This is a genomic window from Aeromonas sp. CU5 (genome assembly GCF_002586745.1).
GTDB classification, from domain to species: Bacteria; Pseudomonadota; Gammaproteobacteria; order Enterobacterales; family Aeromonadaceae; genus Aeromonas; species Aeromonas sobria.
In genome coordinates, this window is record NZ_CP023817.1 from 2,117,125 (window position 1) to 2,132,164 (window position 15,040).

The following is a 15,040-nucleotide window of genomic DNA, read 5'->3' on the forward strand; positions in this document are numbered from 1 at the left end:
GAACCCTATGAGCCAGAACGTATTTCAGTTTATCGATGTCCAGCGGGTCGACCCGCCCAAGAAGCCGCTCAAGATCCGCAAGATCCAGTTTGTCGAGATCTACGAACCCTTCAACCAGGCCCAGGTGCAGATGCAATCTGACCGTTGCCTGGAGTGCGGCAACCCCTATTGCGAGTGGAAGTGTCCGGTCCACAACTACATTCCCAACTGGCTGAAACTGGCCAAAGAAGGACGCATTCTGGAAGCCGTGGAGCTCGCCCACCAGACCAACAGCCTGCCGGAAGTGTGTGGCCGGGTCTGTCCGCAAGACAGGTTGTGTGAAGGGGCTTGCACCCTCAATGATCGCTTCGGTGCGGTGACCATCGGCAACATCGAAAAATACATCACCGACAAGGCGTTCGAGATGGGCTGGCAGCCCGATCTCTCCAAGGTGGTCAAAACCGGCAAGCGGGTCGCGGTGATCGGTGCCGGCCCCGCAGGGCTTGCCTGCGCCGATGTGCTGGCGCGGGGCGGCGTCACCCCTGTGGTGTTTGACAAGTACCCGGAGATCGGTGGCCTGCTCACCTTTGGTATCCCCTCCTTCAAGCTGGAAAAAGAGGTGATGCAACGTCGGCGCGAGATCTTCCAGGGGATGGGCATCGAATTTCGTCTCGAAACCGAAGTGGGCAAAGATGTCACCTTCGCCGACCTGCTCGGCGAGTTCGATGCGGTCTTCCTCGGGGTCGGCACTTACAAGTACATGAAAGGTGGCTTTGCCAACGAAGAGGCGCCGGGGGTCTATGATGCCCTGCCCTACCTGATTGCCAACGCCAACCGGCTGCTGGGCTTTGAAAAGGCGCAAGCCGATTACATCGACTTCGCTGGCAAGCAGGTAGTGGTGCTCGGCGGTGGCGATACCGCCATGGACTGCGTACGAACCGCCATCCGACAAGGTGCCGACAAGGTGATCTGTGCCTATCGCCGGGACGAGGAGAACATGCCGGGCTCCAAGCGGGAGGTGAAGAACGCCCGCGAAGAGGGGGTCGAATTCATGTTCAACCTGCAGCCGGTGGCGGTCGAGCTGGATGCCAGCGGCCGCACCGTCGGTATCAAGGTGGTGAGCACCGAGTTGGGCGAGCCCGATGCCAATGGCCGCCGCAATGCGGTGTTGATTGAGGGCTCAGAGCAGGTGCTAAACGCTGATGCTGTGGTGATGGCGTTTGGCTTCCAACCCAATCCGCAGCCCTGGATGGCCGAGTTTGACATCGAGATCGACAGCCGGGATCGGATCAAAGCCAGTGAGCAGGCGGAATATGCCTTCCAGACAACTAATCCCAAGGTATTCGCCGGTGGCGATGCGGTGCGCGGCTCCGATCTGGTGGTGACCGCCATCTACGAAGGCCGCAAAGCAGCTGAGGGGATCATGGACTATCTGGCGGTCTGATCTGACCGGCCACGGCCGTGATGCTCTCTAACAATCAGCCCCGCCAATGCGGGGCTGATTATTTGCAGCCCCCCATTCCCTACAAACGCACCACCAGCCACTCGCCTTTGCCGACCGGCACCAGCGAGGTGGCAAAGGCGGGGTCCTGTCCAACGTCGTTTATCCATTCAATCATCTCGCTGCGATGGGAGATGGCGTTATCGACCACCAGCAGACCGCGGGGTGCCAGCAGGCGGCGGATCTGCGGCCACCATGCCCGGTAGTGCTGGCGATCCGAATCGAGAAAGATGAGCTGATACCCGGCTTGCGACAAGGTCGGTAGCAACTCCCCCGCATCCCCTGCCAGCAAGGTGATCCAGGAGCTCAGTCCCGCCCGCTGAAAATTGTCATGGGCCAGCACGCGCTTATCCTCATCCAGCTCAATGGTGGTAACGTGCCCCTCCAGACGGCGTGCCGCCTCTGCCAACCAGAGGGTGGAGTAACCATTGGAGGTGCCGATCTCCAGCACGGCCTGCGCCCCGCGAGTGTGCACCAGCACCGCCAGCAGCTCCCCCGTGTCACGGGTGATGTTGAGCAGCTTGCGGCTACGTTCCTGCTGCTGGCGATCATTGCGTTCACCAAGCAGCTCCAGTTGGTGTTTTAACCGTTCAAGTTCCATCGTTCCCCCCCTTTCGTCCTTGGCCAAAACCGCTCGCTCTATCCTGTTGGCTTGGCCTTTGGGAGTCAAATGATTGCTTTTAAACGCCATTCAGACCGCAAGGATGAGAAAAGGACAACCATTTGAGGCAGAAATTATGCCGTCTATCTGTTACACTTCGCGCCCGCCATTTTCCGGCTCTCTCTCTGACTTGATGTCAGGCGCAGCCGTCGGTGGTTACAACCTCCGTCTCGCTCATGCCGAGCTAACCAAGCCAAACACAGCCCAGCTGGAACACAGGAACCCATTATGAGATTTGAATCGTTCGATTTTGCCCCCGAGATTTTGCGTGCTGTCTCAGATTGCGGTTATCAGGAGATGACCCCTGTGCAGCAACAGGCGATCCCGGCCATTCGCCGTGGCCGCGATGTGCTGGCCAGCGCCCAGACCGGTACCGGCAAGACCGCCGCCTTCGCTCTGCCCATTTTGCAGCGTCTGGTAGACAACCCGGCCCCGGCCCAACCGTCCAATGCCCGGGTGCTGATCCTGACCCCGACCCGCGAACTGGCGGCTCAGGTGGCGAGCAACATCAATGACTTCGCCAAGTATCTCGATATCACCACCATCACCATCGTTGGTGGTGGCAAGCAGGATGTGCAGGCCAAGAAGCTGAAAGCGGGCGCTCACATCATTGTGGCCACCCCGGGCCGTCTGCTGGAGCACCTCACCGCCTGTAACCTCAGCCTCTCCGGCGTTGAGTGTCTGGTGATGGACGAAGCGGATCGCATCCTCGACATGGGCTTCAGTGCCGATGTGCAGAAGATCCTGCAAGCGGTCAACAAAACCCGTCAGAACCTGCTGTTCTCCGCCACCTTCTCCGATGCGGTGAAGAAGCTGGCCAACCTGATGCTGGATCGCCCGCAGATCGTCAGCGTCAACAAGCAGAACTCCACGGCTGATACCGTCAGCCACACCGTCTATCCGGTCGAGCAGAAGCGCAAGCGCGAGCTGCTCTCCGAGCTGATTGGCAAGCAGAACTGGCAGCAGGTGCTGGTGTTCGCCAGTACCCGCGAGAGCTGCGATGTGCTGATCGATGAGCTGAACCTCGACGGCATCAAGTCCGCCGTGGTCCATGGCGAGAAAGCCCAGGGCAACCGTCGCCGCGCCCTGCGCGAGTTCATGGAAGGCAAGGTTCGGGTTCTGGTTGCCACCGAAGTGGCCGCCCGTGGTCTGGACATTCCTGATCTGGAGTATGTGGTCAACTACGATCTGCCGTTCCTGGCGGAAGACTATGTTCACCGCATCGGCCGTACCGGTCGTGCCGGCAAGAATGGCATGGCCATCTCCTTCGTCAGCCGCGAAGAGGAGCGTACTCTGCTGGAGATCGAGGCCCTGATCGGCCAGAAGATCCGCCGCATCATGGTACCGGGTTATGAAGTGAGCAACCGCGACGAGCTGATCAAGCAGCTGCAAGAGCGCCGCCGCTTCGGCAAGCGCCCGCAGCGTGAAGATAACGCCGTGGCACAGGTAATGGCCGAGAGCAAGCTGCAAGGCCAACGCCTCAAGCGTCTGGCGAGTGCCAAGAAGCCCCGTCAGCCGAAATAAGGCGCGCTGGCTAATCTATTGAACCGCAAAGGCGCCACTGGCGCCTTTGCTATCTCTGTTATTTCCCGAGGATCCATGATGACCCCTCCTTGCTACAATCAGGCCCTGCTCGAGATGGCCAGCCAGAGCCTGGCGGAACTGGCGCGCACCGCCGAGCAGAAAGCGGGCAAGCGCACTCCGGCGCAAGAGAGCCACTTTCTCTGCACCTGGATGGCCGACTCCCTCAAGGAGAAGCGCTTCTCCCGTCTGGTGATGGATGATCTGAAAGAGTGGGTGCAGCTTGGCCGCACGTTGGGTGCCGGTGCCGATCTCAAGGGGCTGCTGGAGCGCATCGCCTTCCAGTACCAGTGCGCCATGGCGACACCGCAGCAACTGGGGGCCAAGCTGGTCGCCCTGTTGGCCACCCTGGAAGAGGCGGGTTGGCAAGTGCTGACCGAGAGCGAGATCAACGCCAAGCTGCGGCTGCAATCAGATGGCCAGCCGAGCGTGGTGATCAGTGCCAGCGAGTATCGGGGCCATATCGAGGGGGGCGAACTGCTCAAACCCCTCACCCTCTATGTGCGCGGTGACGAGAAGGTGCTGGCCGAAGCCGCCTTTGCTAACGGGCTGCTGCTGAGTCAGGGCAACAAGAAGACCACCCTGGTCAAGCATCACAAGGCCTACCGGCTGATGCCGAACAACGCCCAACCGGCGCTGGCGCTGTTGGCGCAGGCTCGCCAGCACGCCTGATCCCGCCAGTTTGCAGCAATAAAAACGGCAGATCCTGAAAAGGGATCTGCCGTTTTTTATTGTTCAATATCTGATGCTCCGTCATCACCCGATGAGGTGTAGCGGCTGTTTAGCGGATCTTGAACCCAATCTGACCCGCGTCACACCACTCGAACATCACCTCCTCGCTCTTGCCACAGCAACTGCCGCCACAGACCCGGCTCTCGCGCTTGATGACCCGCCCCTTGCGCATCCAGACGCCGAGCATAGCCTCCACCGCATCTTCCGAGGTGTGGAAGTGGCGAGCCAGATCGCGCCGGCTCACCTTTTGCTGCGCGGCGAGGTAATCCCCCAGCTCGCGCAGGATCATAAAGTCACCACCTTGCGGGCAACGATGTCACCGTGACGGCGACCGGCCCACCAGAGCAGTACCAGAGAGAGGCCGTAGCTGACGATCCAGAACAGGCTCTGCTCGGGATGGGCAGCAAAGGTGGCGACCTGATAGAAGACAGTGGCGCACATAAAGGCCATGTAGTTGCACCATGCGGCGGTAAAGAGCGCCCACTGACGACCGGTTTCCCGCACCAGCGCACCCATGGCGGCGGCGCAAGGCATGTAGAGCAGCACGAACAGCAGATAGGCAAAGGCACCGGCTGCACCGTCAAAGTGGGTCTGCATATTGCCGTAAGTGGAGACATCGACCTCTTGCGCGTCGGCAGCGGCCTGCTGGTCATCCAGCTCACCGACAGCCAGCCCCATGGGGTCGCTCGGGTTGATCTCCGCCAGATTGGTCGCGACCGCCTCGATGGCCTCGTGGAAGCTGGCCACCAGTGAAAACTCGCTCGCCTCCTCGTCGCCGCTCTTGCCCGCGTAGAGGCTGTTGAGGGTACCCACTACCGCCTCTTTGGCGAAGATGCCGGTGACGATGCCGACCGTGGCCTGCCAGTTGTCATCGCGCACACCGATGGGGTGCAACACAGGGGTGACCATTTGGCTGACCTTGCTCAGCACCGAGCTCTCCTGATCCTGATGGCCGAAGCTGCCATCGGTGCCGAGGGAGTTGAGCACGCTCAGCACGGCGACTACCAGCACGATAGTTTTACCGGCGCCAAAGACGAAGGATTTGAGCTTCTGCCAGGTCTTGATACCGACGTTGACCGGACGCGGCCACTCGTAGTCCGGCATCTCCATCAGCATGGAGTCGCTCTTGCCCGGCAGCAGGGTGCTGCGCAGCAACAGGCCGGTGAGCACCGCAACCACAATACCGATGAGGTAAAGACCGAACACCAGGTTCTGACCCGATTCCGGGAAGAAGGCCACCGCAAACAGGGCGTAAACCGGCAGACGGGCACCGCACGACATGAAGGGGGCCATGGCCGAGGTCATCAGCCGCTCCCGCTCGGAGTTGAGGGTGCGGGTCGCCATCACCGACGGCACGGTACAGCCAAAGCCCATCAGCATCGGCACGAACGCCTTGCCCGGCAGGCCGAGACGGCGCATCAGGGCATCCACCACGAAGGCGGCGCGGGCCAGATAGCCGGAGCTCTCCAGCACCGCCAGGAACAGGTAGAGGCAGCCAATCACCGGAATAAAGGTGGCAACCGTCTGCAAACCGACCCCGAAGCCGTCCGCCACAATGGCGCCCAGCCACTCGGGGGCATTGATCAGCCCCAGCAGGTGGTGCACCCCATCGACAAACAGGGCGCCGCCCATGATGTCGAAGAAGTCGATAAAGGCGCTGCCGACCTTGATGGCGAACATGAACATCAGGTACATGACAAACAGGAAGAAGGGTATGCCAATCCAGCGATTGAGCAGCAGCCGATCCAGCCACTCGCTCTGGGCCACCGTCAGCTTGCCCTTCTGCTGGCTCGCCTGACTGGCCCACAGATGAATGTGGCCGTAGCGGATATCCGCCAGTTGCAGATCTATATCCTGCCCCTGATGGGCGCGGGTCACCACATTGCTGGCCGCCGCATGTTGACCGGGCAGCAGGGTCTCCTGCATCACCGCATCCTCTTCCAGCAGGCGCAGGGCGCGGCCACGGCTAGTGAGGTGGTGCGGGGCGAGCAGGGTCTCCAGCTCAGCCAGATCTTTTTCAAGGTCGTGACCGTAATCGAGCTGCAAGGCCGCTTGTGGCTGACCGATAAACTGCTGGATCTGCTGCTTGAAGGCAGCAACCTGCTTGCTGTTATGGGCAGAGAGGGCCACCACCGGGCAACCGAGGGATTTACCGAGCATCTCCTCGTCGATGACGATGCGGCGCTTGTGCAGGATATCCAGCTTGTTGAGCACCACCACCATCGGCAGTCCCAGCTCGCGCAGTTGTAGCGTGAGGTAGAGGGAGCGCTCCAGATTGGCGGCGTCGATGACGTTGAGCAGCAGATCCGGCTGCTGGCTCTGGGCAAAGCGGCTGGCAATCTGCTCGTCCAGACTGCCGTCCTGACTGGCCAGGCTATAGATGCCGGGCAAATCCATCAGCTTAAAGTGGTGCTCACCCGCGCTGAACTCCCCCATCTTCTTGTCGACGGTGACGCCACTCCAGTTACCCACTTGCTGGCGGGCACCGGTCAGGGCGTTGAACAGGGAGGTCTTGCCGCTATTGGGGTTACCGACCGTGACTAGGGAATAATTCATACTGGCTCGACCTCAATTTGCTCGGCAAGGCTCTTTTGCATAGAGAGACAGATCCCCTGGCACTGGATCTGGAGCGGATCTCCCAAGGGGGCAGACCGCAGATAGATGACTTCAGTTTGAGGCAACAGGCCCATCACCATCAGTTTGCGGCGCAGCGGCCGGGACAACTGGTTCATATTCTTGATGCGAGCACTCTGTCCCGGTGACAACTGCGTGAGTACCATGACTGACTCCTGAAGTTAAACAATAATAATTCGCTTTTACTCGAGGCATTATATGCTGTGTCTTCAACTTTTATTTGAGTAAAATCAAACTCCGCTTAGCTAACCGATAAAGTATTGCCATGAGTCACGACAACAACAGCCGCCTCGTTTACAGCACAGATGGTGGCATGATCAAGGAGCAGAGCGCTCCCCAATCCGCCTCCCCCTTCCCTGCCGATGGCACCGTGCGTATTCGCCGCGAGACCAAGGGGCGCAAGGGCGCCGGGGTGATCACCATTCATGGCGTACCCGCCGATCAGCAGAAAGCCATGGCCACCTTGCTGAAGAAAAAATGCGGTACCGGTGGTGGGCTCAAAGAGGGGATCATCGAGATCCAGGGGGATAAACGGGACCTGATCAAGGCCGAACTGGAAAAAGCCGGTTTCAGCGTCAAGCTGGTGGGTGGCTGATCCCCTTGTCACCCCTGCGGTTTTTCCCTAGAATGCCCGCTCCCATCGAGGGGGAGTAGTCTCGCATACCGGTTCCATGCATTGCATGAATACCGCGCTGTGACCCTGATCAACATACTTGGTGCCAACTCACCATGGTCAGGGTGATCCATGCCAGTCATGGATTTGACAAGACCTTTGACGGGCCAGTGCCAATACCGGGGACGGATGGCGCAGGCTTGTCTCTGGTTTATAACAATTCCGTCCCCCGGTCATATTTATGGAAGCCTTGTTAACCTCAACCCTCAGCGTCGCCATTGCCGAAATCGGCGATAAAACCCAGCTGTTGGCGTTACTGCTCATCTGTCGTTTTCGCAAGCCCTGGCCCATCATCGCGGGCATGTTTGCCGCTACCTTGCTCAACCATGCGGGCGCCGCCTGGATTGGCGAGTTCATCAGCCGCTGGCTCGATCCCAAAATCATGGTCTATCTGGTAGCGGTGGCCTTTATCGCCATGGCGATCTGGATTTTGGTGCCAGACAAGATGGATGACGAGGAGAGCTCGCTGGATAAATACGGCCCCTTTATGGCCACCTTCGTGCTCTTCTTCATCGCCGAGATCGGTGACAAGACCCAGATCGCCACCGTGCTGCTGGCCGCCAAGTATGACTCGCTGGTGCAGGTCATTACCGGTACCACCCTTGGCATGATGCTGGCCAACGTGCCAGTGGTGCTGATCGGCAAGCTGGGGGCAGACAAGCTGCCGCTCAAGGGGATCCGCATCGCCTGTGCCATCCTCTTCGTCGGCCTCGGGGTAAGCACCCTGATCTTTGCCTGATCGCTCTTTCCCTGTGACCAAGCCCTCCCCTCAGGAGGGCTTTTTTGTTTGCGCCTTGTCATCCCGCCATCTCACTGCGCTGAGCTGTGTCGCAGCGCCCATGCTGCACCGGCAAGGGGCAGTGCACGGTTGAGAGTGCCTCATGCCATAATGGGGCAAATCTCGTGGAGTCCCCCCATGCACAACGTATCAAGAGAGACGCTACTCGAATGGGTCAAACAAGGACGGCTGGCGCCAGAGAAGCTGGCGGACGCCCTGACCCTCGCCGATCTTCCCCCCATCCGGCGCGCTGGCAGTGGCTGTTTGACCGGCTGCTGCTGTGGCTCGGCGCCCTCTGTATCGGGGCTGGCCTCATCTTCTTCGTCGCCTTCAACTGGCAAGAGTTGGGCCGGGTGTCCCGCCTCGCCCTGCTGGAGGCACCGCTGCTCGCCATGCTGCTTCTGCTGTGGCGCAAACCGCTTGGGGAGACGCCCCGTCAGGCGCTGCTGCTGGCTATCGCCCTCAATATCGGCGCCCTGCTGGCGCTGGTGGGCCAGACCTACCAGACCGGCGCCGATCCCTGGCAGCTGTTCGCCACCTGGGCGCTGATGCTGGTGCCGCTGGCGGTATTTGGCCAAAGCCCGCTGCTCTGGACCTTAAGCTGGCTACTCGGCCAGCTGGCGCTGGTGCTCTACTGGCGGCTCGGCCTGTTCGCGATCTTCTTTACCTTCGATGAGGAGGGATTGGGCTGGTGCCTCACCCTGCTCAACGCCGCCCTCTGGGGCCTGCTTCTGCTGGCACCGGCCCGCTGGCGGCTGATGCCGAGCTGGCTGGCGGGTCTGGCTGCGGGTCTGGGCACCACCCTGCTCACCCTGCTGGCGCTGTTTGATGCCGCCTCCCCGCTAGTGTGGCCGCTCTGGCTTGGTTGGCTGGCAGCCGCCTATGCTCTCTGGCACCACAGATTTATCGCCGGACTCGCCATGGGGTGCCTCAGCCTGATTGCCGTCATCCTCGCGGCGCTGGGCAAGTGGATGGAGCCCGACATCAACGGCTTTTTGCTGCTGAGCCTGATCGCCATCGGACTCTCGGTCGCGGCCGCCCGCTGGCTACAACAACAACGGAGGCCTCATGAGTGACCTGACCCTTTGGCAAGCGCTGCAACAGGCCAATCTGGTGGACGGGGAGATGCCCCGTGACACCCAGCCCCACTGGTCGAGCCGTTTTATGCTGGGACTGGTGGGCTGGATTGCCGCCCTGTTCCTGCTCTTTTTCCTGTTTCTCACCTTCGAGCATCTGACCCGCGAAGCCAACAGCGCCCTGCTGCTGGGGGCCGTGCTGCTGGCGGGTGCGTATGCCCTCAATCGCAGCCAGCGCGGCGATCTCTGGGATCAGTTCGTGCTGGCACTCACCCTGGCGGCCGATGCCTGGCTGCTCTATGGCCTGCTCGATCAGCTGGATCTCCATCACGCCCTGCTCTGGTTTGGCCTCTGCCTGCTGTCGCTCGCCATCGCCGTGCTGTTCGATCATTGGTTGGTACGGTTGTTTCACAGCGTGGCGGCGGCCCTGCTGCTCACCCTTGGCCTCGCCTGCCTCGGGCTGCAACTGCTGGCGCTACCGCTGGTGATGGCGGCCATCACCTTCTGCTGGCTGCGGGCAGATAGGGATCCACAGCGCCACCAGCTCTACCACTCCATCACCCTGGGGCTCGCCCTCTCCCTGCTGGTGCTGGGCCGTCTGCACCACCCGCTGTGGGATGGCGGCAGCAGCGTGCTCGACGAGCTGGGTCTTTCGCGCCTGCCGCTCTGGCTCAATCCGCTGCTCTGCGCCGCCCTGCTGCTGGCGGTGATGGTGAAGCTCAAGCTCCCTCTGCTGTTTGGCCTGCCACTGGTGCTGCTCAGCGCCATCATTCCCGGCATGGGAGCGGGCGCACTGGTGCTGATCCTCGGCTTCTATGCCGGCAGTCTGGGGCTGATGACCCTCTCTGCCCTGCTGCTGCTCGGTTATGGCTCCCTCTACTACTACGATCTGGGGCTCACCCTGATGACCAAATCCTGGCTGCTGCTGGGCTCCGGCATCCTGCTGCTGGGGGCCCGCCAGCTGCTCAACACCTTCGCGGCAAGGAGCGACTCATGAAACCCGCCACCCGACAACTCGCCCTGTTGCTGAGCGGCCTCGCTATTGTGGCGGGCATCAATGCCACCGTCTGGCGCTATGAGCGCGCCATGAGCAGCGGCGAGGTGGTGCTGTTGCGGCTCGCCCCGGTCGATCCCCGCTCCCTGATGCAGGGGGATTACATGCGGCTGAACTATGAGATCGCCCGCGAGCTGGCCAGCCGCGATGCCCGTGCTACTCAAGACAACGGCAGCGACACCTTGGTGATCCGCCTCGATGCCCATCAGGTGGCAAGCCTGGTGGCCGAGGGCAAACCGGATCAGCTCGCCAGCAATGAGCGGCTATTGCAGGTGCATCAAAGCGAGCGGCAGTGGCAGATCGGCCCCGATGCCTACTTCTTTGAAGAGGGCACGGGGGCGCAGTACGAGGCAGCCCGCTACGGCGAGTTCCGGCTACAGGCTAATGGCAAGACGCTGCTGGTGGGATTGCGGGATGAGGCGTATCAGCCCATAGGCACGCCTCGCGCCCGCTGGTAACGGGATAGCCCGGCTCCCGTTACCAGCGGCGAGTGGCGATTTGGGTTATTAGTGGTCACACTCAAAACAAGGTTGATCGCTAAGGAAGTTCCCAATGAGGATATGGTTGATCTGTCATCTTGTACTGCTCTGCTGGGCCTCAACGGCCCGGGCCGATCTTGGCAAACTTGAGTACCTCACCGAAGAGTACCCACCCTACAACTTCAGCGACCCACAAGGCCAGCCCACCGGCCTTGCGGTCGAGCTGCTGCAGATGATCTGGCAAAACAGCGGCGTGGTACCCCAGCCAGTGCGCATCCTGCCCTGGGCGCGAGGTTATTACTTGCTAACCCAGAAACCCAATGTGGTGCTCTTCTCCACCGCCCGCACCCAGGCGCGGGAAGATCTGTTCAAGTGGGTGTGCCCCATCGGCTACTCGGAGTACATACTGCTGGGCCGCAAGGTGCAGAACATCAAGCTGAGCGCCTTCGAGCAGATGAGCCAGTACAAGATCAGCGCAGTGCGCGCCGATGCTGCCGAGCAGCTGCTGCTCAACAACGGTATGGATGACAACAACATCATCCCGGCCAACCGCCTCTCTCAGGGGTTGAAGATGCTGCTCTCCGGCCGCGCCGATCTGCTTGCCACCAGCAAGCTGGCCGGATATGACGCCATCCGCGAGCTGAAGCTCAACAGCGACGACTTCAATGTGGCCATGGTACTGAGTGCCGAACAGCTCTGTTATGCTTTCAGCCGTCAGATGCCCGACAGCGAGATCACGCTCTTCCAACAGGCTCTGACCCGCGCCCTCGCCTCGGAGGCGTATCGGAAACTGCAGGCCAAGTACCTGCCGGTACGCTAACCCTTAGTTCTTGCCCCGCGGGATGTCACTGACATCCCGCAGCTGTTTTGGCAACATCTCCCGCCACCGTGGCGAAATCGACCAGCATGGTCACACTTGAGCATAAGGATTCCGTTGAGCAGGATGGCAAACATGAAAACATGGATTGGATTAGCCGGGGCGCTGCTGGCCACCCTCGCACAAGCGAGTCCTGAGCTCGGCAAACTGCACTACCTCACCGAAGAGTACAAACCCTACAACTACGCCGATGCCAGCGGCACCCCCACCGGCTTTGCGGTCGAGCTGCTGCAACTGGTGTGGCAGAAGACCAGCACCCCGCCGCAGCCGGTCACCATCATGCCCTGGGCGCGCGGTTACTACCTGCTGACCCAAAAGCCCAATGCGGTGCTCTTCTCCACCGCTCGCACCCAAGCGCGGGACCCCTTGTTCAAGTGGGCCTGTCCCATCGGGTATGCCGAGATCGTGCTGGTGGGGCTGGCCGAGCGCAATATCGCCATCACCAAGCTCGACGATGCCAAGGCGTTCAATATCGGGGCGGTGCGGGCCGATGTGGGGGAGCAACTGCTGCTCAACAACGGCTTTGACGAGACCAAGCTGATGGCCGCCAACCGGCTGGCACAGGCGCTGAAGATGCTCACCTCCGGCCGGGTCGATCTGGTCTCCACCAACAAGACCACCATGGAGCAGCTGATCATCGAGCAAAAACTCGACCCCGCCCGCTTCAAGGAGCAGTGGGTACTGAGCTCAGAGCAGTTCTGCTTCGCCTTCAGCCATCCGGTGAGCGACGAGCTGGTCAAAGAGTTCCAGACCGGCTTGACCCAGGTGCTGGCCAGCGGCGAATACCCGCTGCTGCACAGCAAATACTTCCCGGCACCTGCTCCTGCGCCAGCCAACACTTCGCCAGCTAAAAGTGAGGCATCCAGCACGGCACCGGCCAACTAACCGCCCTCACCTTTCTCACACCGCCAATGCAGAGGGGCCCGATATGGGCCCCTTTGGTTTTGTGGCTCGCCACACTCAATCGCGCACGGCCTGCGCGTTCTTACCGATTTAGCTCTTCCAGTCATTCACGTTCAACCGCGCACCAGCGCCGCGGCCGCCACCTTGTGACGGGCAATCAATCCTTCGATATCCAGCCCCTCGATGGCGCCATCCACCACTCGCCACTTGCCGCCCACCATCACCCGATCGGCCCGCTCGGCGCCGCACAAAATCAGCGCCGCGATGGGGTCGTGACTGCCGCTAAAGCGCAGATCGTCGAGCTTGAACAGCGCCAGATCCGCCTGCTTGCCGGGCAGCAGCTCGCCGAGATCGCCGCGCCCCAGCAGCTTGGCCGAGCCACGGGTCGCCCACTCCAGCACCTTGCGCGGGGTGATGCGCTCGGCGCCGTAACGCAGCCGCTGCAGATAGAGAGCCTGACGGGCCTCCTGCATCATGTTCGAGGCATCGTTGGAGGCCGAACCATCCACCCCCAGCCCCACCGGCGCACCGGCAGCTTCGAGATCGAGGGTCGGGCAGATGCCGGAGGCGAGCCGCATATTGGAGACCGGACAGTGACACACCCCGGTGCCCGCTGCCCCCAGCCGAACAATCTCGTCCGGATTAAAGTGGATGCCGTGGGCCAGCCAGGTGCGATCGCCGAGCCAACCCACCTTTTCCAGATAATCGACGGTGCGCAGACCAAATCGCTCGAGGCAGAACGCCTCCTCATCCAGCGTCTCCGCCAGATGGGTGTGCAGCCGCACATCGAGCTCGGCGGCGAGTTTGGCGCTCTCCACCATGATCTCCTCGGTCACCGAGAAAGGGGAACAAGGGGCCAGCGCAATCTGGATCTGCGCCCCAGCGCCCCGCTGGTGGTACTGGCGCACCAGCCGCAGACTGTCGTCGAGGATCTGCTGCTGCCCCTGCACCGTGTGGCGCGGCGGCAAGCCACCCTCATCTTCGCCCAGGCTCATGGAGCCACGGGTCAGCATGGCGCGCATGCCTAGCTCACGCACCGCCTCGACCTGAATATCGATGGACTCCTCCATCCCGCGCGGGAAGAGGTAGTGGTGATCCGCAGCCGTGGTGCAGCCCGACAGCAGCAACTCCGCCATCGCCACCTTGCTCGCCAGCGCCAGTGCGTCCGGCGTCAATCTGGCCCACACCGGATAAAGGGTCTTGAGCCAGGGGAAGAGCGGCTGATTGACCACCGGCCCCCAGGCGCGAGTCAGGGTCTGGTAGAAGTGGTGGTGGGTATTGATAAGGCCCGGCAGCACCACATGGTCGCGGGCATCGAACAGCTGATCGCAGGGCCGGGCAGGCTGCTGGCCTGCCGCCAGCACCTCGCTTATCAGGCCGTTTTCAATCACCAGCCCGCCGCGACCATCGACGGCCTCGGGGGTAAAGGTGGCAAGGGGGTTTTTGATCCAGATACGGGTAGCGGACATGGCCGACGCCTCCATCAGTAACACATTCGGTGCGACATAAGGGTGAGCCAGCTCAGTTATACCCTGTCTGCTGATCCAGAGGCGGCGCAACGCCGCAGTGGCCTCAGTCTACCCAGCGGCGGTGAAAAATCTGTGAGCCCCGTTTTAAATCAAGGTGATAGCGACGAATTGCCCGGCACCGCAAGCCGCTCAAGGTTTGCACCGCAATGAATCACCAGGTAATTAACCAAAGCTTGTGTCAGCGCAAAAAAACTTCTGGTTTCTGATAGTTGCGTGATGGCCGCCATAGTTAAGCGCTCAATGAATCCGTAAGATATCCAGCGGCGCCTGTTGGCCCCCTTCTCGTGATCAATGGTCAACGGCGCAATGTGGCAGCGACAGCCAGGGGCGGTAGCAACTTTAACGGCGTCCAGCCGAACTCCCGCCCCTGCGGCAAGCGGGTAGGGTGCAATAAGCGGAGCGCATTGCACCGCGGTAACCATCCCCTCTCCCCTTACGGGAGAGCGGTAGGGTGCAATAAGCGGAGCGTATTGCACCGCGGTAACCACCCCTCCCCCCTTGCGGGTGAGGCACATGGCGCAATCCGCACCGCCTGTTGCTCCGCAATCAAACCCATGTCGAATAGCGGTGCAATTCACTTCGT

15 protein-coding genes and 1 pseudogene are annotated in these 15,040 nt (G+C 61.2%); 10 read left to right on the forward strand and 6 right to left on the reverse strand.

What is annotated here, in order from left to right; all coding sequences use genetic code 11:
* Window positions 1–7: 7 nt before the first annotated feature.
* Window positions 8–1,423, forward strand: coding sequence for an FAD-dependent oxidoreductase (locus CK911_RS09170; RefSeq protein ID WP_098969714.1), 1,416 nt, complete (start codon window positions 8–10; stop codon window positions 1,421–1,423).
* Between the two features lie 79 nt (window positions 1,424–1,502).
* On the opposite strand, the gene CK911_RS09175 is transcribed toward CK911_RS09170, so the two are convergent.
* The gene (locus tag CK911_RS09175) at window positions 1,503–2,081 is read right to left on the reverse strand and encodes an O-methyltransferase (protein ID WP_098969715.1); all 579 of its coding nucleotides are present in this window, start codon (window positions 2,079–2,081) and stop codon (window positions 1,503–1,505) included.
* A 288-nt stretch (window positions 2,082–2,369) separates the two neighbouring features.
* On the opposite strand from CK911_RS09175, the gene CK911_RS09180 reads away from it, so the two are divergent.
* Window positions 2,370–3,665 (forward strand): DEAD/DEAH box helicase, encoded by a 1,296-nt coding sequence (locus tag CK911_RS09180; RefSeq protein ID WP_042018970.1) that lies wholly within the window; start codon window positions 2,370–2,372, stop codon window positions 3,663–3,665.
* A 78-nt stretch (window positions 3,666–3,743) separates the two neighbouring features.
* The gene (locus CK911_RS09185; protein WP_098969716.1) at window positions 3,744–4,394 is read left to right on the forward strand and encodes a DUF2913 family protein; all 651 of its coding nucleotides are present in this window, start codon (window positions 3,744–3,746) and stop codon (window positions 4,392–4,394) included.
* A gap of 109 nt (window positions 4,395–4,503) precedes the next feature.
* Here CK911_RS09185 and CK911_RS09190 read toward each other — a convergent pair whose 3' ends face one another.
* The 3 genes from CK911_RS09190 to CK911_RS09200 are packed head-to-tail and all read right to left on the reverse strand — an operon-like array spanning window position 4,504 to window position 7,234.
* Window positions 4,504–4,743, reverse strand: a complete 240-nt coding sequence (locus CK911_RS09190; RefSeq protein WP_005346763.1) for a FeoC-like transcriptional regulator — start codon at window positions 4,741–4,743, stop codon at window positions 4,504–4,506.
* Complete coding sequence (feoB, locus tag CK911_RS09195; RefSeq protein WP_042018967.1) at window positions 4,740–7,010, reverse strand: Fe(2+) transporter permease subunit FeoB; 2,271 nt, start codon at window positions 7,008–7,010, stop codon at window positions 4,740–4,742. Before feoB ends, CK911_RS09190 begins: the two co-directional genes overlap by 4 nt.
* Entirely contained in the window at window positions 7,007–7,234 is a 228-nt protein-coding gene (locus CK911_RS09200; protein WP_042018966.1) for a FeoA family protein, read from the reverse strand. The genes feoB and CK911_RS09200 overlap by 4 nt, the downstream gene beginning before the upstream one ends.
* A 167-nt stretch (window positions 7,235–7,401) precedes the next feature.
* Here CK911_RS09200 and CK911_RS09205 point away from each other — a divergent pair, with 167 nt between their 5' ends.
* The 7 genes and pseudogenes from CK911_RS09205 (at window position 7,402) to CK911_RS09235 (ending at window position 12,910) form a co-directional block, all read left to right on the forward strand.
* Entirely contained in the window at window positions 7,402–7,683 is a 282-nt protein-coding gene (locus CK911_RS09205; protein ID WP_366626418.1) for a stress response translation initiation inhibitor YciH, read from the forward strand.
* Between the two features lie 259 nt (window positions 7,684–7,942).
* Window positions 7,943–8,500, forward strand: coding sequence for a TMEM165/GDT1 family protein (locus CK911_RS09210; RefSeq protein ID WP_068979415.1), 558 nt, complete (start codon window positions 7,943–7,945; stop codon window positions 8,498–8,500).
* Between the two features lie 177 nt (window positions 8,501–8,677).
* A pseudogene (locus tag CK911_RS09215) lies at window positions 8,678–9,615 on the forward strand (DUF2157 domain-containing protein).
* Entirely contained in the window at window positions 9,608–10,612 is a 1,005-nt protein-coding gene (locus CK911_RS09220) for a DUF4401 domain-containing protein (RefSeq protein WP_098969718.1), read from the forward strand. The pseudogene CK911_RS09215 and the gene CK911_RS09220 overlap by 8 nt, the downstream one beginning before the upstream one ends.
* On the forward strand, window positions 10,609–11,127 hold the full coding sequence (locus CK911_RS09225; protein ID WP_098969719.1) for a GDYXXLXY domain-containing protein: 519 nt from the start codon (window positions 10,609–10,611) through the stop codon (window positions 11,125–11,127). The genes CK911_RS09220 and CK911_RS09225 overlap by 4 nt, the downstream gene beginning before the upstream one ends.
* A gap of 94 nt (window positions 11,128–11,221) precedes the next feature.
* The gene (locus tag CK911_RS09230) at window positions 11,222–11,968 is read left to right on the forward strand and encodes an ABC transporter substrate-binding protein (RefSeq protein ID WP_098969720.1); all 747 of its coding nucleotides are present in this window, start codon (window positions 11,222–11,224) and stop codon (window positions 11,966–11,968) included.
* A 132-nt stretch (window positions 11,969–12,100) separates the two neighbouring features.
* A complete protein-coding gene (locus tag CK911_RS09235; RefSeq protein WP_098969721.1) occupies window positions 12,101–12,910 on the forward strand; it encodes an ABC transporter substrate-binding protein in 810 nt (269 codons plus the stop codon).
* A 131-nt stretch (window positions 12,911–13,041) separates the two neighbouring features.
* On the opposite strand, the gene CK911_RS09240 is transcribed toward CK911_RS09235, so the two are convergent.
* On the reverse strand, window positions 13,042–14,397 hold the full coding sequence (locus CK911_RS09240) for an 8-oxoguanine deaminase (protein WP_098969722.1): 1,356 nt from the start codon (window positions 14,395–14,397) through the stop codon (window positions 13,042–13,044).
* A 149-nt stretch (window positions 14,398–14,546) separates the two neighbouring features.
* Window positions 14,547–14,879: a hypothetical protein gene (locus tag CK911_RS21185; RefSeq protein WP_157774549.1), complete on the reverse strand. Its 333-nt coding sequence runs from the start codon at window positions 14,877–14,879 to the stop codon at window positions 14,547–14,549.
* Window positions 14,880–15,040 lie beyond the last annotated feature (161 nt).